This is a genomic window from Ramlibacter sp. PS3R-8, from assembly GCF_037572435.1.
Classification (GTDB): domain Bacteria; phylum Pseudomonadota; class Gammaproteobacteria; order Burkholderiales; family Burkholderiaceae_C; genus Ramlibacter.
Genome location: NZ_JBBHGT010000001.1, coordinates 557,749 through 578,494, shown reverse-complemented (window position 1 = coordinate 578,494; position 20,746 = coordinate 557,749). Strand labels below are relative to the sequence as shown.

General features: G+C 66.8%; 17 protein-coding genes. 4 read left to right on the top strand and 13 right to left on the bottom strand.

Translation table 11 applies throughout. The annotated features are described in order from the left end of the window. Nucleotides 1-46: 46 nt before the first annotated feature. The 7 genes from WG902_RS02680 to rimP are packed head-to-tail and all read right to left on the bottom strand — an operon-like array spanning nt 47 to nt 9,083. On the bottom strand, nt 47-919 hold the full coding sequence (locus WG902_RS02680; RefSeq protein WP_340058355.1) for a DMT family transporter: 873 nt from the start codon (nt 917-919) through the stop codon (nt 47-49). A gap of 44 nt (nt 920-963) precedes the next feature. After that, nucleotides 964-2,790, bottom strand: a complete 1,827-nt coding sequence (typA, locus tag WG902_RS02675) for a translational GTPase TypA (RefSeq protein WP_340058354.1) — start codon at nt 2,788-2,790, stop codon at nt 964-966. Further along, nucleotides 2,787-3,740 (bottom strand): tRNA pseudouridine(55) synthase TruB, encoded by a 954-nt coding sequence (gene truB, locus WG902_RS02670; RefSeq protein ID WP_340058352.1) that lies wholly within the window; start codon nt 3,738-3,740, stop codon nt 2,787-2,789. Before truB ends, typA begins: the two co-directional genes overlap by 4 nt. Nucleotides 3,741-3,742: 2 nt before the next feature. Next, a complete protein-coding gene (gene rbfA, locus WG902_RS02665; protein ID WP_340058351.1) occupies nt 3,743-4,111 on the bottom strand; it encodes a 30S ribosome-binding factor RbfA in 369 nt (122 codons plus the stop codon). Between the two features lies 1 nt (nt 4,112). Beyond that, nucleotides 4,113-6,995: a translation initiation factor IF-2 gene (gene infB, locus WG902_RS02660; RefSeq protein WP_340058350.1), complete on the bottom strand. Its 2,883-nt coding sequence runs from the start codon at nt 6,993-6,995 to the stop codon at nt 4,113-4,115. 19 nt (nt 6,996-7,014) lie between these two features. Continuing rightward, entirely contained in the window at nt 7,015-8,517 is a 1,503-nt protein-coding gene (gene nusA, locus WG902_RS02655) for a transcription termination factor NusA (protein ID WP_340058349.1), read from the bottom strand. After that, nucleotides 8,514-9,083, bottom strand: coding sequence for a ribosome maturation factor RimP (gene rimP, locus WG902_RS02650; RefSeq protein ID WP_340058347.1), 570 nt, complete (start codon nt 9,081-9,083; stop codon nt 8,514-8,516). The genes nusA and rimP overlap by 4 nt, the downstream gene beginning before the upstream one ends. A 221-nt stretch (nt 9,084-9,304) precedes the next feature. Between rimP and WG902_RS02645 the strand changes: the two genes are divergently transcribed. Beyond that, nucleotides 9,305-10,072 (top strand): hypothetical protein, encoded by a 768-nt coding sequence (locus tag WG902_RS02645; RefSeq protein WP_340058346.1) that lies wholly within the window; start codon nt 9,305-9,307, stop codon nt 10,070-10,072. Between the two features lie 8 nt (nt 10,073-10,080). Here WG902_RS02645 and WG902_RS02640 read toward each other — a convergent pair whose 3' ends face one another. From WG902_RS02640 to WG902_RS02625, 4 genes are all read right to left on the bottom strand, one after another. Continuing rightward, nucleotides 10,081-11,688 carry an ABC transporter ATP-binding protein gene (locus tag WG902_RS02640; RefSeq protein ID WP_340058345.1) on the bottom strand — a complete coding sequence of 536 codons (1,608 nt, stop codon included), beginning with the start codon at nt 11,686-11,688 and terminating at the stop codon, nt 10,081-10,083. Nucleotides 11,689-11,752: 64 nt separating this feature from the next. Beyond that, nucleotides 11,753-12,790: an ABC transporter permease gene (locus tag WG902_RS02635; protein ID WP_340059421.1), complete on the bottom strand. Its 1,038-nt coding sequence runs from the start codon at nt 12,788-12,790 to the stop codon at nt 11,753-11,755. Between the two features lie 100 nt (nt 12,791-12,890). Continuing rightward, nucleotides 12,891-13,928, bottom strand: coding sequence for a microcin C ABC transporter permease YejB (locus tag WG902_RS02630; RefSeq protein ID WP_340058344.1), 1,038 nt, complete (start codon nt 13,926-13,928; stop codon nt 12,891-12,893). Then, nucleotides 13,928-15,742 (bottom strand): extracellular solute-binding protein, encoded by a 1,815-nt coding sequence (locus tag WG902_RS02625; RefSeq protein ID WP_340058343.1) that lies wholly within the window; start codon nt 15,740-15,742, stop codon nt 13,928-13,930. Before WG902_RS02625 ends, WG902_RS02630 begins: the two co-directional genes overlap by 1 nt. A 37-nt stretch (nt 15,743-15,779) precedes the next feature. On the opposite strand from WG902_RS02625, the gene fabI reads away from it, so the two are divergent. After that, nucleotides 15,780-16,562, top strand: coding sequence for an enoyl-ACP reductase FabI (fabI, locus tag WG902_RS02620; RefSeq protein ID WP_340058342.1), 783 nt, complete (start codon nt 15,780-15,782; stop codon nt 16,560-16,562). A 25-nt stretch (nt 16,563-16,587) separates the two neighbouring features. Here the strand turns inward: fabI and WG902_RS02615 are convergent, their stop codons facing one another. After that, the gene (locus WG902_RS02615; RefSeq protein WP_340058341.1) at nt 16,588-18,852 is read right to left on the bottom strand and encodes an arginine/lysine/ornithine decarboxylase; all 2,265 of its coding nucleotides are present in this window, start codon (nt 18,850-18,852) and stop codon (nt 16,588-16,590) included. 113 nt (nt 18,853-18,965) lie between these two features. Between WG902_RS02615 and WG902_RS02610 the strand changes: the two genes are divergently transcribed. Next, a complete protein-coding gene (locus WG902_RS02610) occupies nt 18,966-19,385 on the top strand; it encodes an NfeD family protein (protein WP_340058340.1) in 420 nt (139 codons plus the stop codon). 25 nt (nt 19,386-19,410) lie between these two features. Further along, on the top strand, nt 19,411-20,376 hold the full coding sequence (locus tag WG902_RS02605; RefSeq protein ID WP_340058339.1) for an SPFH domain-containing protein: 966 nt from the start codon (nt 19,411-19,413) through the stop codon (nt 20,374-20,376). On the opposite strand, the gene WG902_RS02600 is transcribed toward WG902_RS02605, so the two are convergent. Beyond that, nucleotides 20,346-20,720 (bottom strand): hypothetical protein, encoded by a 375-nt coding sequence (locus WG902_RS02600; protein WP_340058338.1) that lies wholly within the window; start codon nt 20,718-20,720, stop codon nt 20,346-20,348. The genes WG902_RS02605 and WG902_RS02600 overlap by 31 nt on opposite strands. Nucleotides 20,721-20,746: the final 26 nt, after the last annotated feature.

Sequence of the window (20,746 nt, the reverse complement as noted above, 5' to 3'; positions counted from 1 at the left end):
TCCGTGCTACGCACTGCGGTATGCGCCTTGGGAGCGGCCCGGCGGCTCATGCGCGCTGCCTCCAGCCCAGGACCTCGTTGGCGACCAGCGCGCCGATCACCAGCGCGCCACCGGCCAGCACCGTTCGGGCCGGAACCTCGCCCGCGCCGAGCCATGCGAGCAGGATGCCGAAGATCACCTCCAGCAGCGCCAGCAGCGAGATCTCCGGCGCCTTCAGCACGCGGGCGCAGATGACGGCCAGGGCACAGGGAATCGCCAGCTGCACCAGCCCCAGCAGCGCCAGCAAGGCGATGTCGTGGCCCGAGGCCTGCAAGGGCATGGCGAGCGGGAGGGTGGCCAGCGACGAAATCACGGCGCCCACGAGCACGGCGGGGACCAGGTCGACCTGCTCGCCATGGGCATTGGACCGCTGCGTGATGGTCCAGTTGATGCCGCCGGCGATCGGCACGCACAGCGCCACCAGGGTGCCCGCGACCTGGCCGCCTTCCAGCTGGGCACCGAACATGTAGGCGATGCCCGCGCCCGCCACGAGGATCGCCATCCAGGTGCGAAGCGGGATCCGGTGACCGATGAAGACCCGGGCGATCAGTGCCGTCAGGAAAGGCCCGATGGCCAGCGTCACCAGCACGTTGGCCACGCTCGTCAGCGTGATCGCCACCATGAAGGCGGTGAACATCACGCTCCAGCAGATCCCCGACAGCCACAGGGACCAGCCCGCGTGGCGGATCTTCGCGAAGACGACGCGGCCCTGGAAGAAAGGCAGGATCACCAGCAGCGACAGCACGGTGAAGAAGCTGCGCCAGAAGGTGACCTCGAAGCTTTGCGCCTGCTCGAGATGCCGCGTCACGACGCCGGCAATGGACCACATGAGGGTCACCGCCACCATCAGGAACACGGCGCGGGTATGCGTGAGTTTCATTGTTCTTCTTGCCAACGAAAAGCGGGCCGCAGCCCGCTTCGATCTTAAGCGGCTTCCCGCAGGGCGCGCTTGCGATCGTGCTCCTTCAGGTGGCGCTTGCGCAGGCGCACGGACTTGGGCGTGATCTCCACCAGCTCGTCGTCCTCGATGAACTCGACGCCGTATTCCAGCGTCAGGTCGATCGGGGGCGTCATCTTGATCGCGTCTTCCTTGCCGGAGACGCGGAAGTTGGTGAGCTGCTTGGTACGCGTGGCGTTCACGACCAGGTCGTTGTCGCGGTTGTGGATGCCCACGATCATGCCTTCGTACACCGGGTCGTTCGGCTTGACGAACATGCGGCCGCGGTCTTCCAGCTTGCCCAGCGCGTAGGTGAAGATCTCGCCGTCGTCCATGGAGATCAGCACGCCGTTCTTGCGGCTGGCGATCTCGCCCTTGTACGGCTCGTAGCCGTCGAAGATGTTCGAGATCAGCCCCGAACCGCGCGTCAGGTTCATGAATTCGTTGGAGAAGCCGATCAGGCCCCGCGCCGGGATGCGGTATTCCAGGCGCACGCGGCCGCGGCCGTCCGGCTCCATGTTCACCAGCTCGCCCTTGCGCTCGCCCAGCGCCTGCATCACGCCGCCCTGGTGCTGATCTTCGATGTCCGCCGTCACCAGCTCGATCGGTTCGTGCCGCTCGCCGTTGACCGTGCGGAACACCACGCGCGGCTTGGAAACCGCCAGCTCGTAGCCTTCGCGCCGCATGTTCTCCACCAGGATGGTCAGGTGCAGCTCGCCCCGGCCCATCACCTCGAAGATGCCTTCCGCGTCCGTTTCCTTGACGCGCAGCGCCACGTTCGACTGCAGTTCCTTCTGCAGGCGGTCCCAGATCTGGCGGCTGGTGACGTATTTGCCTTCGCGGCCGGCCAGGGGGCTGGTGTTGACGCAGAAGTTCATGGTGAGCGTGGGCTCGTCGATCTTCAGCATCGGCAGCGGGTCGGGATTCAACGGGTCGGTGATGGTCACGCCGATGCCGATCTCCTCGATGCCGTTGATCAGCACGATGTCGCCGGGGCCGGCTTCCTTGACCTGCACCCGGGAGATGCCTTCGAAGGTCAGCACCTGGTTGATCTTGCCCTTGATGGACTTGCCGTCCGGACCTTCCATGACCAGCACTTCCTGCATCGGGCGCAGGGTGCCGGCGTTGACGCGGCCCACGCCGATGCGGCCGACGAAGCTGGAGTAGTCCAGCGCCGAGATCTGCAGCTGCAGCGGCGCCGCCGGATCACCCTTGTGCTCCGGCACGTGCGAAAGGATGGTGTCGAACAGGGCCGACATGTCCTTGCCCCACTGCTCGCCGGGAGCGCCCTCTTCCAGCGACGACCAGCCGTTGATGCCGGAGGCGTACACCACCGGGAAATCCAGCTGCTCGTTGGTGGCGCCGAGCTTGTCGAACAGGTCGAAGGCGGCGTTGACCACCTTGTCGGGGTTCGCCCCCGGCTTGTCGACCTTGTTCACCACCAGGATGGGACGCAGGCCCAGTGCCAGCGCCTTGCGGGTCACGAAGCGCGTCTGCGGCATCGGGCCTTCCTGGGCGTCGATCAGCAGCACCACGCCGTCCACCATGGACAGCGCGCGCTCGACTTCACCGCCGAAGTCCGCGTGGCCGGGGGTGTCGACGATGTTGATGTGCGTGCCCTTCCAGCTCACGGCGCAGTTCTTGGCCAGGATGGTGATGCCGCGCTCGCGCTCGATGGCGTTGTTGTCCATCACGGTGTCCACCACCTTCTCGTGTTCGGCGAAGGTGCCGGACTGCCGCAGCAGCTGGTCGACCATGGTGGTCTTGCCGTGGTCGACGTGGGCGATGATGGCGATGTTTCGGATTTGCGTCATACGTTCTCTGGCTCGGCTACACCGAGGATTTGCTGGATTTCGATCGGGCTCAGCAGGCGGGAGGGGATCAGTTCGCCGGCCTGTACGTGGGCGGTGCCGAGGAGCGCGCGCGGCGCGTCCCCGAACACCGCGACCTGGGAAGCATCGGGCCAGCCGCCGCGCCGGCGCAGGCCACTGAGGAAGCGCCCGGCATCTTCGGCGCCGAGCGTCACGCTCGTGTGGCCGGGAAGCAGCGACTCCACCGGCAGCAGGCGTGCCTGTCTTTCAGATTCGGGCAACGCCTCGAGTTCCGCCAAAGTCAGGCATTGGTCCACGCCGAACGGCCCGGTGGCAATTCTTCGCAGCGACGCCAGGTGCGCGCCGCAGCCGAGCGCCTGGCCGATGTCCTCGCCCAAGGTGCGGATGTAGGTGCCCTTGCTGACCTTGGCCAGGATGCGCAGCAGCCCCGGGCCGACCAGCGACAGCTGGAGCGCGAAGACCGTCACGGGACGAGGCTCGCGTTCGACCTCGATGCCGGCGCGCGCATATTCGTACAGGGCGCGGCCGTCCTTCTTCAATGCGCTGTGCATGGGAGGCACCTGGGTGGCCGCTCCGGTGAAGCGGGCCTGCACCTGCGCCAGGAGCTCGGGCGGCAGCACCGGCACGTCCCGCTGCTCGATCACCTCGCCCTCGGAGTCGCCGGTGGCGGTGCGAACACCCAGCCGGGCCACGGCCTCGTAAGTCTTGTCCGCATCCAGGTGCAGCTGGCTGAACTTGGTAGCGGCGCCGAAGCACAGCGGCAGCACGCCGGTGGCCATGGGATCCAGCGTGCCGGTATGGCCGGCCTTCTCCGCCCGCAGCAGCCACTTGGCCTTCTGCAGTGCGTCGTTGCTGGACATCTCCAGCGGCTTGTCGAGCAGCAACACCCCATGCACGGGGCGCCGCTGCACCCTCGTGCGTGGCGCGTTCAAGACTACTCCTCCTTGGAACGAGAGGAGACCGCCTTGGCGATCAGGGCGTTCATGTCGGCCGCGCGCTCGGTGGTGCGGTCGAACTGGAAATGCAGGGTCGGCACGGTGTGGATGTGCAGGCGCTTGAACAGGTGGTTGCGCAGGAAGCCGGCCGCCTGATTCAGCGCCTCGGTGGTCTCCACCGGGTCGCCCACCAGCAGGCTGAAGAAGATCTTGGCGTGCGCGTAATCCGGCGTCACTTCGACCGCGTTGATCGTCACCATCCCCACCCGCGGGTCCTTCAATTCGCGGGCGATGATCTCCGACAGATCGCGCTGGATCTGGTCGGCGACCTTGAAGCCGCGGTTGGGGGTGGCTGCCTTGCGCTTCACCTTACAGCGTCCGGGCGATTTCCTTGACTTCGAAGAACTCGAGCTGGTCGCCTTCCTTGATGTCGTTGTAGTTCTTCAGCTTGATGCCGCACTCGAAGCCTTCCTTGACCTCGCGCACGTCGTCCTTCAGGCGCTTGAGCGACTCCAGCTCCCCGGTGTAGATCACCACGTTCTGGCGCAGCAGGCGGAAGTGCGCGGTGCGCGTGACCTGGCCGGAGGTGACCATGCAACCCGCGACCGTGCCGATCTTGGATGCCACGAACACCGTGCGGATCTCGGCCGAGCCGATGATCTCTTCGCGCTTCTCGGGGGCCAGCATCCCCGACATTGCCGCCTTCAGTTCATCCACGGCGTCGTAGATGATGTTGTAGTAGCGGATGTCGATGCCGTTGCCTTCGGCCAGCTTGCGCGCGCCGGAATCGGCACGCACGTTGAAGCCAATGATCACGCCCTTGGAGGCGATCGCCAGGTTGACGTCCGACTCGCTGATGCCGCCCACGCCCGTGTACACCATCTGCACCTTGACCTCGTCGGTCGAGAGCTTCAGCAGCGACTGCGCCAGCGCTTCCTGCGAACCCTGCACGTCGGCCTTGATGATGATCGGCACCGTCTTGACCGCGCCGGCCGTCATGTCCGAGAACATGTTTTCCAGCTTGGCGGCCTGCTGGCGCGCCAGCTTGGTGTTGCGGAACTTGCCCGCGCGGTAGGTGGCGATTTCGCGCGCACGGCGCTCGTCGGTCATCACCATGAACTCGTCGCCGGCCTGCGGCACTTCGGTCAGGCCCTGGATCTCCACCGGAATGGAAGGTCCCGCGCTCTTGATCGACTTGCCGTTCTCGTCCAGCATGGCGCGCACGCGGCCATAGGTCTGGCCGGCCAGCACCACGTCGCCGGTCTTCAGCGTGCCGGATTGCACCAGCACGGTGGCGACCGGGCCGCGGCCCTTGTCCAGCTGCGCTTCGATCACCAGGCCCTTGGCCATGGCATCGACGGGCGCCTTCAGCTCCAGCACTTCGGCCTGCAGCAGCACCTGCTCCAGCAGCGCGTCGATGCCGGCGCCGGTACGGGCGGACACCGGCACGAACGGCGAACTGCCGCCGTACTCTTCCGGCACCACTTCCTCGACCACCAGCTCCTGGCGGACGCGGTCCTGGTTGGCATCGGGCTTGTCCATCTTGTTGATGGCCACCACGATCGGGACGCCCGCCGCCTTGGCGTGCTTGATGGCTTCGCGGGTCTGCGGCATGACGCCGTCGTCCGCCGCCACCACCAGGATGACGATGTCGGTCGCCTGGGCGCCGCGGGCACGCATGGCGGTGAACGCCTCGTGGCCCGGGGTGTCCAGGAAGGAGATCACGCCGCGGTCGGTGGTCACGTGGTAAGCGCCGATGTGCTGCGTGATGCCGCCGGCTTCGCCCGCCGCCACCTTGGCGCGGCGGATGTAGTCCAGCAGCGAGGTCTTGCCATGGTCGACGTGACCCATGACGGTGACCACCGGCGCCCGAGGCAGCGATTCGGCGACCGCCTGGCCCGTGTCTTCCTCGGTGAACGCTTCGGGATCGTCCAGCGCCGCGGTCAGGGCCTTGTGGCCCATTTCCTCGACGATGATCATCGCGGTGTCCTGGTCGAGGGACTGGTTGATGGTGACCAGCTGGCCCATCTTCATCAGCACCTTGATCACTTCGGAGGCCTTCACGGCCATCTTGTGCGCGAGCTCGGACACCGTGATGGTCTCCGGCACGTGCACCTCGATGACGCGCTGCTCCACCGGGGCGGCCTGCTGGTGGTGGTCGTCGCGGTCACGCGAATCCCTGCGGCCGCGCGGGCCGCCGCGCCACGAGTTGCGGCCCACCCCGCCGGACGAATCGCCGCGGGTCTTGATTTCCTTCTTCTTGGCCGGATCGTTCGCCCAGCTGGACGACAGCTTGGCGGACTTGACTTCCTTGCCTGCGCCAGGCGCGGCCGGGGCAGCGGGCGCGCCCGGGCGGGCCGGTTGCGCCGGCGGCTTGTGCAACGTGCCCTTGACACCCGGCTTGCCGGGTTCGGGGGCCTTGGCGACCGGCTTTTCGGGCGCCTTGGCGACCAGCACCTTCTTGGGCGTGCTCATCATCGAGCGGATGGCGGCGGCCTCGGCCTCGGCCTTGCGGCGACGCTCGCCCAGGTCTTGGGCCCGTGCAGCCTCTTCGTCGGCGCGCGCCTTCGATTCGGCGGCGGCCCTTTCACGCGCTTCGGTGGATGCCTTTTCGCGGGCTTCGCCCTGCGCCTTGGCCACGGCCTGCGCCGCTTCGACCCCGGCCGCCTTGGCAGCGGTGGCGCCGGACTGGGCGGCTGTATAGGCCTCGGCGCGTGCGTCGGCTGCCTTCTCCGCCTCGGCGCGTGCTGCGTCCGCTTCGCGCTCGCGCGCCTCCTGGGCCTCGCGCTCGCGGCGCTTGAGGGCCAGTTCTTCCTCCTGGCGGCGGATCAGCTCGGCCTGGCGGCGCGCTTCTTCCTCGCGGCGGGAGAGTTCGGCGTCGTCCGGGCCGCCGGGGCCGGAGGGCTCCAGCTGCGCCTCGGGCGCTTCCACCACGGCGGTGTCCGAGCCTTCGTCGCGCTTGATGAAGGTGCGCTTCTTGCGCACCTCCACCTGGATCGTGCGCGCCTTGCCGGTGGAATCCGCCTGCTTGATCTCGCTGGTGGACTTCTTCACCAGGGTGATCTTCTTGCGTTCCGGCGTGGCGGTGCCGTGGCTGGCCTGCAGGTAACCCAGCAGCTTCTGCTTGTCCGCGTCCGACAGCGAATCGGTCGGCGCGGACTTGGCCACGCCGGCGCTCTTCAGCTGCTCGAGCAGGGTTTCGGGGGATTTCTTGAGTTCATTGGCGAACTCGGCGACGGTGGTACTCGACATGTGTTCTCAGTTCCTCCCATCATTCATGGGCGGCCGTGGCCGCAGCGCCCGAGAACCAGTGTTCACGCGCTTTCATGATCAGGGTCTTGGCCTCGTCCGCGGACTGGCCGGTGATGTCCGTCAATTCGTCGAGGGCCAGGTCGGCCAGCTCGTCGCGGGTGTGCACGCCGGCATCGGCCAGCTTGGCGATCAGCTGCTGGTTCAGGCCTTCGAGGTCGCGCAGGTCCTGCGAAACTTCCTCGACGCTTTCCTCGCGGGCGATCTCCATCGTCAGCAGGGCGTCCTTGGCGCGGGTGCGCAGCTCGTTGACCGTGTCTTCGTCGAAGGACTCGATCTCCAGCATCTCCGAGATGGGGACATACGCCACTTCCTCGAGGCTGGTGAAGCCCTCGACGATCAGGATGTCGGCGATCTCCTCGTCCACGTCGAGCTTTTCCATGAACAGCGCGCGGATGCCGGACTGCTCCTCGGCCTGCTTCTGGGCCGACTCGTTGGCGTCCATGATGTTGATCTTCCAGCCGGTCAGCTCGGAAGCCAGGCGCACGTTCTGGCCGCCGCGGCCGATGGCGATGGCGAGGTTTTCCTCGTCGACCACCACGTCCATCGCGTGCTTTTCCTCGTCCACGACGATGGAAGACACGTTGGCGGGCGCCAGCGCGCCGATCACGAACTGCGCCGGGTCCTCGGACCACAGCACGATGTCGACCCGCTCGCCGGCCAGCTCGTTGGTCACGCCGTTGACGCGCGAACCGCGCACGCCGACGCAGGTGCCGATGGGGTCGACCCGCTTGTCATGCGAAAGGACGGCGATCTTGGCGCGGCTGCCCGGGTCCCGGGCGCAGCTCTTGATCTCCAGCAGGCCCTGCTCGATTTCGGGCACTTCCTGGCGGAACAGCTCGATCATGAATTCGGGGGCGGAGCGCGACAGGATGATGGGCGCGCCGCGCAGCGTCAGGTCCACCTCCATGATCATGGCGCGCACGCGGTCGCCGTTGCGCAGGTTTTCCTTGGGGATCATCTCGCCGCGGCGCAGGCGTCCTTCGACGCGGCCGCTCTCCACGATGATGTCGCCCTTGTCCATGCGCTTGACCGTGCCCACGAAGATCTTGTCGCCGCGCGACATGAAGTCGTTGAGCAGCATCTCGCGCTCGGCGTCGCGGATCTTCTGCAGGATGACCTGCTTGGCGGCCATGGCGCCGATGCGCCCGATGGGCACCGACTCGATGCCCTCCTCGATGTACTCGCCCTCTTCCGCGCCTTCGACGCGCTCGAGCGCGTCCATCAGCAATTCCTCGGCGTCGGGGTTCTGCAGGCCGGCGTTGTCCGGCACCACCAGCCAGCGGCGGAAGGTCTCGTAGTCGCCGCTGTCGCGGTCGACGGCAACGCGGATGTCGACTTCACCCTGGTACAGCTTCTTGGTGGCCTGCGCCAGGGCGGCTTCGACCGCGCCGAAAACCACGTCGCGTTCGACGTTCTTTTCGCGCGAGATGGCGTCCACCAGCATCAACAGTTCGCGATTCATTTCCCTTGCTCCTGAACCCCGGCGCGCTTGCGCCCCTTGAAATCGACAATCGGTGCCAGACGGGCTTCCTTGATCTCGTCCAGCGTAAAACCCAGGACGTGCAACGGCGGCACTTCCTTCTTCTTCGACACCCTCTTGCCAGGCACCGGCGCCGGCTCGTCGCTCCACGTGACCTGCCACCCGGCATCCGACCGTTCGAGCGTGCCGCGAAACTTGCGGCGGTTGGCAGCCACCTGCCCGGCGGCCGCGGCACCCATGGGCGCCTTCAGCGTGACGTCGACCACCTCACCGGTGAAGCGCTCGAAGTCCCGCTCGCCCCGCAGCGGCCGGTCGATGCCCGGCGAGGACACTTCGAGCCGCTTGTAATCGACCTCCTCGACTTCCAGCGTGTACTGCAGCTGGCGCGTGACACGCTCGCAGTCTTCGACATTGACGATCTTCTCGCTCCCGGTTTCCCAGGGAAAGTCGATCGTTACGCGCAACGTGCCCCCGGCGGAGCGTTCCAGCTCCACCAGCTCATAGCCAAGCCCGGCCACGGTTTGCGCGACGATGTCCTGCAGTGCCAAGTTGTGAGTCGATCAGCCAAAAAAAACGGGCGGTGATTACCCGCCCGTTTGGTCGTGAAGCCGGTATTGTAGCCCTCAAGTCGTTGATTCGCAAGGGCGCAGGGGTATCGGCAAGGCGGGGGCCGCTCCCGGCGGGCTGCTGGGCAGTAGCCGCCGGGCGGGGATCTTTGACAGCTGAGCTAGCGCGACCTAAACATGCGCAACCCGAAAGCGAGGTTCCCATGTCCGCCCACGCATCCAGCCCGGCCCGACCTCCAGTTCACCGACTCTCCCGCCTGCTTCAGCTCCGATGGGCCCCGGTCCTGGTCGCGTGCGCGCTGCTGGCTGCGTGCGGCGGAGGCGACCCGTCCCAGGATTCCCTGGCAGCGGTCGGAGCCCTCGGCGCGGGCGCATCAGCACGCTCCGAGGCGGCCCACGTTGCGGCACTGGCCCACACCGTCGACGCGCTGGAAGGCAGGCTGGCCGCCGTGGAAGGACGTGCCGCGATCACGGCACGCGCCGCCGCAGGCACCTACCGGCTGCTTTCCATGAGCAGCAAGACCGTCAGTGGCTCGGCAGGGATGGTGCTGGGCTCCCGCAGCGGCATCTCCAATGCCACCCTGACGCTGGCGCCCAATGGAAGCTTCACGTATTCGGGCCTTGATCGAATGAGCGGATTCAGGGCGATCATTCCCTCCTGCAGAGAAGTCACCGCAGCGACGAGCCCCGGTGGCTTCCAGCCCTCGCACACCCACGATTACCAGCGGATGAACTGCACGACCAACGGGTTCATCAGCACGGAGCGACCCACCCGGGAAACCAATACAGGTGCCGGCACGTGGCGCGTGGGCCCGGGGAACACCTTGGTCATCACTCCCTCCGACGGGCCTGGAATCACCGTGTACCTCGTGCAGGGCGGGACAGTCGGTTTCAGCGTGTCCGCGCAGGACGAGTCCGACTCGCAAGCGACGGGCTCGCTGTTCGAGATGCTCGCTCTCATCAAGCAGTAGCGAGCGGCTCAGCTCGCTGCGGCCACCAGCGTCTGCGTGTACGGGTCCTGGGGATGCTGCAGCACCTGCTCCACGGTGCCGGCCTCCAGGATCACCCCGTCCCGCATCACCAGGACGTCGTGGGCCATCGCCCAGATCACGTCCACGTCGTGGGTGATCAGCAGGTAGGACAGGCCGCGCTCTTTCTGCAGCCTCTGCAGCAGCTTGAGCACCTGCTTCTGGATCGTGACGTCCAGGGCGCTGGTGGGCTCGTCCAGCACCAGCAGCCGGGGCTGCACGATCAGCGCACGGGCAATGGCAAGCCGTTGCCGCTGGCCGCCGGAAAACTCGTGCGGATAGCGACCGAGCAAGCCCGGAAACTGCGCTTCGCCCAGGCCCACTTCGTCCAGGGTCCGCAGCACCTGGACGCGGCGCTGCTCCAGGGACAGGCCGGGCTCGTGCACCAGCAGGCCCTCGCCGACGATTTCCTCCACGGTCATGCGCGGCGACAGGGAGGAGAACGGGTCCTGGAACACCACCTGGACCAGCCGGCGGATGGCACGGTTGGCCGCTGCATCGGGCCCCCATCGCTTGCCCATCACCTGGAGCTCGCCACCGTGCGGAATCAGGCCCAGGGCGGCCAGCGCCATCGTCGACTTGCCGGAGCCCGATTCGCCGACGATGCCCAGCGTGCCTCCCGCCGGCACCTGGAACTGCGCGCCGTGCACCGCCACGAATTCGCCGCGGCGGAACCAGCCTCTGAAGCCCGGGATCGGCACCGGATATCCCACGCGCAACGCGTCGGCCTGCATCACCGGCGGCTCGCCGGCACGAGGCTCCTGCACGTCGCGCACCGGGCGGCTCTCGATCAGCTTGCGCGTGTAGGGATGCTGCGGGGCGTGGAAGACCTGGCCGACCGGTCCCTGCTCCACCACGTGCCCGGCCTCCATGACCGCCACGCGGTCGGCGAAACGCCGCACCAGGTTGAGGTCGTGCGTGATCAGCAGCACCGCCATCCCGGTTTGCCGCTGCAGGTCCGCCAGCAGCTCCAGGATCTGCAGGCGCAAGGTCACGTCCAGTGCCGTCGTGGGCTCGTCGGCCAGCAACAGGCGCGGCTTGCAGGCCAGGGCCATCGCAATCATGGCGCGCTGCCGCTGCCCGCCGGACAGCTGGTGCGGGTAGCTGGCGGCGCGTCGGGCCGGCTCCGGGATGCCGGTGGCGGCCAGGGCCTCGATCGCTGCGTCCCATGCCTGCCGCGCGCTCAGAGCCTGCTTGATCTGCAGCACCTCGGCGATCTGGTCGCCGACGGTGTAGACCGGGTTCAAGGCGGTCATCGGCTCCTGGAAGATCATCGCGATGTCGCGGCCCCGGATGCCGAGCAGCTCGCGCTCGGACGCCTGCAACAGTTCGACCGGGCTGGCGCCGGGGGTGGCACTGGCCAGGCGCGCGGAGCCGGTGATGTGCGCGTTGTGGACCAGCCGCACCAGGCTCAGCGCGGTGACGGTTTTGCCCGAGCCGGATTCGCCGACCAGCGCCAGCTTCTCGCCCGGCGCGATCGACAGGTCGACGCCACGGACGACTTCCTTGCCGCCGAAGGCGACCCGCAAGTCCTTGACATCCAGCAACGGGGTCGTCATGCGATGCCCTCACCCCGGCCCACTCCCGCAAGCGGGAGAGGGAGAGAACGGCGCTGCGCGTTCTTCATGTATCGGCCTTCCGCGGGTCCAGCGCATCGCGCAAGGCATCGCCCATGAACGTCAGGAGCAGCAGCGTCATGACCAGCACGCCGAAGGTGGAAAGCGAGATCCACCAGGCATCGATGTTGTTCTTGCCCTGGCTCAGGAGCTCTCCCAGCGACGGCGTGCCGGGCGGCACGCCGAGGCCCAGGAAGTCGAGCGACGTCAGCGCCAGGATCGAGGCGCTCATGCGGAACGGCAGGAAGGTGATGACCGGCGTCATGCTGTTCGGCAGGATGTGCTTCCACATGATCCGGCCATTGCCGACGCCCAGCGCCCGCGCGGCGCGCACGTAGTCCATCTGCCGGTTCCGCAGGAACTCGGCCCGCACGTATTGCGACAGCCCCATCCACCCGAACAGCGACAGCAGGATCAGCAGCAGCGAGACGCTGGGCGCGAAGATCGCGCTGAAGATGATCAGCAGGTACAGCTCCGGCATGGAGTCCCAGATCTCGATGAAGCGCTGGAAGGCGAGGTCGGTCTTGCCGGCGAAAAACCCCTGGATGGCGCCGGTGACGACGCCGATGAGCACGCCGACGGCGGTCAGCGCCAGGGCGAACAGCACGCTCAGGCGAAAGCCGTAGATCAACTGCGCCAGCATGTCGCGACCGCGATCGTCCGTCCCCAGCAGGTTGTCCCGCGTCGGCCTGGAGGGGTTCGGTTCCTTGGCGAAATAGTTCAGCGTCCTGGGCCCATACGGGTTGGGCGCGTACAGCGCCCAGTTGTCGCCCCGTGTCAGCTGCTGCTGGATGAAGGGATCCAGGAAGTCGGTCTCGGTCTCGAAGTCGCCACCGAACGTTTTCTCCGGGTATGCCTGCAGCATCGGGAAATAGAAACGTTGCTCGTAGCGCACCAGCAGCGGCTTGTCGTTGGAGATCACCTCCGCGAACAGGCTCAGCACGACCATGGTCACGAACAGCGACAGGCTCCAGAAGCCCAGCCGGTTCTTGCGGAAGCGCCGCCAGGCGCGACGGCGCGGCGACACGTGCACCCATGGTGGCAGGACGTCTGGCCCCCTCGCGGGCGCCGGCGGAACCGGCTTTGCCGGGCCGCTCGGCGCGCCCCCCTCAGGGGGGAGGCGGCCGTAGGCCGCTTCGGGGGGGTCAGTCAAATTTGACACGCGGATCGATCCAGACGTACATGAGGTCGCTCATCAGCTTGGTGAGCAGCCCGATCAGCGTGAACAGGTAGAGGGTGCCCAGCACCACCGGGTAGTCGCGCCGGATCACGCTGTCGTAACTGAGCAGGCCCAGGCCGTCCAGCGAAAACAGCGTCTCGATCAGCAGCGAGCCGGTGAAGAAGGCGCCCAGGAAGGCCGCCGGGAAGCCCGCGATGATCGGCATCAGCGCGTTGCGGAACACGTGCTTCCACAGCACGCGGCGCTCGTCGAGGCCCTTGGCGCGGGCGGTCAGGACGTATTGCTTGCGGATCTCCTCCAGGAAGGAGTTCTTGGTCAGCATCGTCGTGACGGCGAAGCTGCCCACCACCATGGCGGTGACCGGCAGGGCGATGTGCCACAGGTAGTCGACCACCTTGCCCGCGACGCTGAGCTCCTCCCAGTTGCCGGAGGTCAGCCCGCGCAGCGGGAACCATCCCAGCTGGCCGCCGAAGATCACCAGCATCGCCACGCCGAGGACGAAGCCCGGGATGGCATAGCCGACCAGGACGATGAGGGTGGTGAGCAGGTCGAAGCGCGTGCCGGCGCGCACGGCCTTGGCCACCCCCAGCGGCACCGCGATCAGGTAACTGATGAAGAAAGTCCAGAGTCCCAGGCTGATCGAGACCGGCAGCTTCTCCCGGATCAGCGTCCAGACGTCCTTGTTCTGGAAGAAGCTCCTGCCCAGGTCGAAGCGGGCGTACTGGCCCAGCATCTGCAGGAAGCGTTCGTGCGGCGGCTTGTCGAAACCGTACAGGGCCTTGATCTGCTCGATGCGCTTGGGGTCGACGCCCTGCGCGCCGCGGTAGCTGAAAGCGCCGCCGCCCTCCCCGCCACTGCCGCCGCTTGCGCCGGCCCGGGCTTCCGCCATGTACTGCTCCACGGGCCCGCCGGGAACGAACTGGGTGACGATGAAAGTGATCAGCAGCACGCCCAGCAGCGTGGGCAGCATCAGCAGGAAACGCTTGAGGATGTATGACGCCATCAGTGGCTGGCCTGCTGCGGTTTGGCCCACCAGGTGTCGATGGCCCAGCCTTCGCCTTGCGCGTACGCGGGCATGCTGGCGGTGGGCTGCAGGCGCCAGGCGTTGTAGACCAGGCGGTGCGTGCCGGCCGTCCACTGCGGGATCAGGATGTGCGAATGCATGATCACGCGCTCCAGCGCGCGGCATGCGGGCAGCAGCTCCGCCTTGGTCTGCGCGCTGGTCATGCGCCGCAGCAGTTCATCGACGGCGGGATTCTGGATGCCCGTGAGGTTTCCCGAGTCCTCGACTTCGGCCGACTTGCTGCCGAACAGGTCCACGTAATCCTGTCCCGGCGTGTTCGTCCCCGGGTAGTTGATGGAGATGATCTCGAACTGCTTCTTCTGGAAGCGCTGCTGGTACAGGGCGAAGTCCACCGGCCGGAAGGTCAGGCCCACGCCGAGTTTTTCGAGGTTGCGCATCCAGGGGGTCACCACGCGCGCGCCGGTCTCCGCGCTGTCCAGGTATTCCAGCACCAGCGATTCGCCCTTGGCATTGCGCAACTTGCCGTCCGTCACCACCCAGCCCGCCTCCCGCAGGAGCTCTCGCGCCTTGCGCAGGTTCTCGCGCAGGGAACTGCTGCCGTCGGTGCGCGGCGGCACGTAGGCGGGGCCGAAGGCGGCCTCCGGTATCTTGCCGCGCCACGGCTCCAGCAACGCCAGTTCCTCCGCCGAGGGCAAGCCGGACGACTTGCAGTCGGTGTTGCCGAACAGGCCCGTCACCCGCTGGTACGAGTTGTAGAACATCTGCCGGTTCATCCACTCGTAGTCCATGGCCAGCCCGAGCGCCTCGCGGACGCGCGGATCCTTGAGCTTGGGATTGCGGATGTTCAGCACATAGCTCTGGAAACCGGAAGGCAGCTGGTGCCGGAACTCGCCCTTGACCAGCTCGCCGCTCTTGAAGCGGCGGCCGTTCACCCGGCGGGCCCAGTCGCCGGCGGAGAAAAAGCGCATGAGGTCGAACTCGCCGGCCTTCACGGCCTCCAGCCGCGCCGTGGCGTCCTTGTAGATCTTGACGGTGATGCGATCGAAGTTGGAGGTGCCCTTGCGCACGTTCAGGTCGCGCGCCCAGTAGTCCGGATCGCGCAGGTAGGTGATGTCACGACCGAAGACGACCGGCCCGATCTTGTACGGGCCGCTGCCGATCGGCAGGTCCATCACGACTTCGTCGAAGCGCTTGGCCTTGCCGTCCACCATCCCCCACTTGCGGCTGAAGATCGGCACGCCTCCCACCGTCAGGGGCATCTCGCGGTTCTTGCGCTTGAAGCGAAAGCGCACCGTGCGCTCGTCCACCACGTCCAGTCCGTCCAGGTCTTCCAGCGCCGTCTTGTAGGAAGGCGAGGTGTAGGGCCCGAGCAGGGTGTCGAACGTGTGTTTCACGTCGGCGGCCAGCACCGGGTCGCCATTGTGGAAGCGGGCCTGCGGACGCAGCCGGAAGGTGGCCGACAGGCCGTCCGCCGGCACGTCCACGTCTTGCGCGAGCAGTCCGTAGCCGGAGCCGACCTCGTCCTGGGCGCCCGCCAGCAGGCTGTCGAACATCAGCGCCGACAGGTACGCAGGCGGCGAGCCCTTGATGGTGAACGGGTTGTACTTGTCGAACGTGGAGTACCGCAGGTTGCTCACCAGCCGCAGTTCGCCGCCCTTGGGGGCCTGCGGGTTCACATAGGAGAAGTGGCCGAAACCGGGCGGATATTTCAGGTCGCCCCAGAGCGCATAGCCGTGGGCTGCCCAGGCGGCCGGGGCCAGCACCCAGGCCAGCAGGAGAAGCAAACCTCGCATGCGACAATTCTGCCGAGTTTTTACTTGCGAGAGTTCCATGGGCTTCCTGTCTGGAAAGAAATTGTTGATCACCGGGGTGTTGTCGAACCGGTCGATAGCGTATGGAATCGCCAAGGCGTGCCACGCACAGGGCGCGGAACTGGCGTTCAGCTACGTGGGCGAGCGCTTCAAGGAGCGGATCACGGAGTTCGCGGCGGATTTCGGCTCCACCCTGATCTTCGACTGCGACGTCGGCGACGACGCGCAGATCGCGAAGCTGTTCCAGGACCTGTCCGCCACCTGGCCCAAGATCGACGGGTTCGTCCACAGCATCGGCTTCGCGCCGCGGGAGGCGATCGCCGGTGACTTCCTGGAAGGCCTCTCGCGTGAATCGTTCCGCATCGCCCACGACATCAGCGCCTACAGCTTCCCCGCCATGGCCAAGGCGGCCCTGCCCTACCTGAATGACAAGTCGGCGCTGCTCACCCTCACCTACCTGGGTGCGCTGCGGCTGGTCCCCAACTACAACACGATGGGCCTCGCCAAGGCCTCGCTGGAAGCGAGCGTGCGTTACCTTGCCGGCTCCCTCGGGCCCAAGGGGATCCGCGTGAACGGCATCAGCGCCGGCCCGATCAAGACGCTGGCGGCCAGCGGCATCAAGGATTTCGGCAAGCTCCTGTCGATCGTCGCGAGCGCGGCGCCCCTGCGGCGCAACGTGACGATCGAGGACGTCGGCAACGTGGCCGCCTTCCTGCTGAGCGACCTGGCGGGCGGTGTCACCGCGGAGATCACCTACGTGGACGCCGGCTTCAGCCAGACCGCCATCGCGCTCGACGCGTGAAGCGGGCGGGCCGTGCCCGCTGGACCTAGCGCTCGACGCAATCCGCGTAGTACTCGACCTTCCCCGCGTCGTCCACCACCGAGACCAGGCCGTGGATGTCGGTTTCGAAGCCGGGGCATTCCAGGTTGAAGGCGCGGGCGAACTTCAGGTAATCCACGATCTTGCGGTTGAACACTTCGCCCGGGATCAGCAGCGGGATGCCGGGCGGGTACGGCGTGATCAGGGCCGTGGTGATGCGGCCTTCCAGGTCATCGATCGGCACCCGTTCGACCTTGCGGTGGGCGATGTGGGCGAAGGCGTCGCTCGGTTTCATCGCCGGCTGCAGGTCGCTCAGGTAGATGTCGGTGGACAGCCGCGCGATGTCGTACTTGGCGTACAGCTCGTGGACGTACTGGCACAGGTCGGCCAGGCCCATGCGCTCGTAGCGCGGGAACTTCTGGCAGAACTCCGGCAGGATCTTCCACATCGGGTGGTTCTTGGCGTAGTCGTCCTTGAACTGCTGCAGCGCGGACAGCAGCGTGTTCCACCGGCCCTTCGTGATGCCGATGGTGAACAGGATGAAGAAGCTGTAGAGGCCCGTCTTCTCGACGATGACGCCGTGCTCCGCCAGGAAGCGCGTGACGATCGAGGCCGGGATGCCGGTCTTGGCGAACTTGCCGTTCAGGTCGAGGCCCGGGGTGACGATGGTGGACTTGATCGGGTCCAGCATGTTGAAGCCTTCGGCCAGGTTGCCGAAGCCGTGCCACTTGGCGGTGCGGGCCTCGCCCTTGATGATCCAGTCGTCCGGCTTGCCGATGCCCTCGTCGACCAGCTTGTCGGGGCCCCAGACCTTGAACCACCAGTCCTTGCCGTACTCCTGGTCCACCTTGCGCATGGCGCGGCGGAAGTCCAGCGCTTCCATGATGGATTCCTCGACCAGCGCGGTGCCGCCGGGTGGCTCCATCATGGCCGCCGCCACGTCGCAGCTGGCGATGATGGCGTACTGCGGGCTGGTGGAGGTGTGCATCAGGAACGCCTCGTTGAACATGTGGCGGTCCAGCTTGTTCTCCACCGCGTCCTGCACCAGCACGTGGCTGGCCTGGCTGATGCCGGCCAGCAGCTTGTGGATGGACTGGGTGGAATACACCAGGGACTTCTGCGGCCGCGCCCTCTTCTTGCCCATCGCGTGGAAGTTGCCGTAGAAGGGATGGAAGGTCGCGTGCGGCAGCCAGGCTTCGTCGAAGTGCAGCGCCTCGACGTAGCCATCCAGCATCCCCTTGATGGTCTCGGTGTTGTACAGGACGCCGTCGTAGGTGGACTGGGTCAGGGTCACGATGCGCGGCTTGACCGTCTCCGGGTCGACGCCGGCCAGCAGCGGGTTGGCCTTGATCTTGGCCTTGATCGCCTCGGGCGAGAACTCGCTCTGCGGAATCGGGCCGATGATGCCGAAGTGGTTGCGCGTGGGCTTCAGGAAGACCGGGATCGACCCGGTCATGATGATCGCGTGCAGGATCGACTTGTGGCAGTTGCGGTCCACCACCACCACGTCGCCCGGCGCCACCTCGTGGTGCCAGACCATCTTGTTCGACGTGCTGGTGCCGTTGGTGACGAAGAAGCAATGGTCGGCGTTGAAGATGCGGGCCGCGTTGCGCTCGCTGGCTGCCACCGGGCCGGTGTGGTCGAGCAATTGCCCGAGTTCGTCCACCGCGTTGCAGACGTCCGCCCGCAGCATGTTCTCGCCGAAGAACTGGTGGAACATCTGGCCCACCGGGCTTTTCAGGAAGGCCACGCCGCCGGAGTGCCCCGGGCAGTGCCATGAATAGGAGCCATCTTCCGCGTAATCGAGCAGCGCCTTGAAGAAGGGAGGCTGGATCCCCTCCAGGTAGGACCGGGCTTCGCGCAGGATGTGGCGCGCCATGAACTCCGGCGTGTCTTCATACATGTGGATGAAGCCGTGGAGCTCGCGCAGGATGGCGTTGGGCAGGTGCTGCGACGTCTTGGTCTCGCCGTACACGTAGATCGGGACGTCCGGGTTCTTGCGCCGCACCTCGGAGATGAAGTTGCTCAGGTTCAGCACCGCCGGGTCGAGGTCCGGACCCGGGGTGAACTCCTCGTCGTCGATCGACAGGATGAAGGCGCTGGCGCGGCTTTGCTGCTGCGCGAACTGCGACAGGTCGCCGTAGCTGGTGACGCCCAGCACCTCCGAACCTTCGGCCTCGATCGCCTGCGCCAGGGCGCGGATGCCCAGGCCGGACGTGTTCTCCGAGCGGTAGTCTTCGTCGATGATGACGATGGGGAAGCGAAACTTCATGGGCAGGCGGTCCAGGGGCTAAAAGGCGAACGAAGGGGCGAAGTGTATGAAATCCGGGGCGGCGGATGCGCCGCCCGACGGGTTTTCGCCCACAATCCGCGCAAAGGGGACTTATGGCTGACTCCACGCTCTGGTGGCTGCTGGCTGGCGGCGCGGTGGCCGCCGAACTGCTCACCGGCACTTTCTACCTGTTGCTGCTGGCGCTCGGGGCTGCCGCCGGCGCCCTGGCGGCGCATGCGGGCGGCGGGCTCGCGACCCAGCTGGTCGCCGCGGCGGTCGTCGGCGGCGGCGGCGTGGCGGTCTGGCACGCCGTGCGCAGGCGCGGCCCGGCCGGCGCAGGCGAGAACACCAACCTGAACCTGGACGCCGGCGAGCCGGTGCACATCGACGCCTGGGGCGCGGACAACACCGCCACCGTGCGCTACCGCGGAACGGTGTGGATCGCCGTCCCCGCCGGCGGCGTGCCGGGCGGGACCGGCGCCCACCGGGTGCGCGAGGTCAGCGGCAGCCGGCTGGTGGTCGAGAAGATCTGAACAAAACCAAAAGAGGGAACCCGGCATGACGTCCATCGGCATCGTCCTGATCATCATCGCGGCCATCTTCACCTTCCGGGCGCTCAAGGTGGTGCCGCAGCAGAACGCCTGGGTGGTGGAGCGCCTGGGCAAGTACCACAGCACGCTCACGCCGGGGCTGAGCATCCTGATCCCGTTCGTGGACCGGGTGGCCTACAAGCACAGCCTGAAGGAGATCCCACTGGACGTCCCCAGCCAGGTTTGCATCACCCGCGACAACACGCAACTGCAGGTGGACGGCATCCTGTACTTCCAGGTGACCGATCCGATGCGGGCGAGCTACGGCTCGTCCAATTACATCGTGGCCGTCACGCAGCTCGCCCAGACCTCGCTGCGCAGCGTGATCGGCAAGCTGGAACTGGACAAGACCTTCGAGGAGCGGGACATCATCAACGCGCAGGTCGTGCAGGCCATCGACGAGGCGGCGCTGAACTGGGGCGTGAAGGTGCTGCGCTACGAGATCAAGGACCTGACGCCGCCCAAGGAGATCCTGCACGCCATGCAGGCTCAGATCACGGCGGAGCGCGAGAAGCGCGCCCTGATCGCGGCCTCGGAAGGCCGGCGCCAGGAGCAGATCAACATCGCCACCGGCGAGCGCGAGGCCTTCATCGCGCGGTCCGAGGGCGAGAAGCAGGCCCAGATCAACAAGGCACAGGGCGAGGCGGCGGCGATCATCGCCGTGGCCGAGGCCAACGCGGATGCGATCCGCAAGGTGGCCGAAGCGATCCGCCAGCCCGGTGGCGAGCTGGCGGTGCAGTTGAAAGTAGCCGAACGCGCCGTCGACGCGTTCGGCAAAGTGGCGGAGGACTCCACCACAACCTTGGTGATTCCAGCCAACATGAGCGAGGTCTCCGGGCTCATTGCGTCGGCGATGAAGATGATTTCCGGCACGCGCGGCCCCTTGGTCGCAGGCGAACCCGCTCAGTCGTCGGACTCGCGGTTCGGGCGGTAGTGGCCCAGCGGGCTGGGGCGCGAGCGCAGCCCGGCCGGCAGCAGGTCCGTGAACATCGAACTCAGTTCCTCCACCTTTTCGAACGCGGCGGCTTCCCCGTGGATGCGCGCCAGCAGCCCCATCAGCTCGCCGCGCATGAACCAGAGCGACTCCAGGTCGGCCGCATAACGGATCCGGCGGGCCAGCCGCAGTGACCTCTCGCCGCTGTCCTGGGAAGCCAGCTCCAGCATGTTCTGGCGGATGTCTTCCAGGTTGATCGGCTGTTCACCGTGCGAGCGCGGCGACTCCGTCGGTGCGTGCACGCTGCTCAGCATCGCGTAGATGCTGTTCCTGAGTTTGGGCATGAACCAGCGCATGGGGGAGTCCTTTC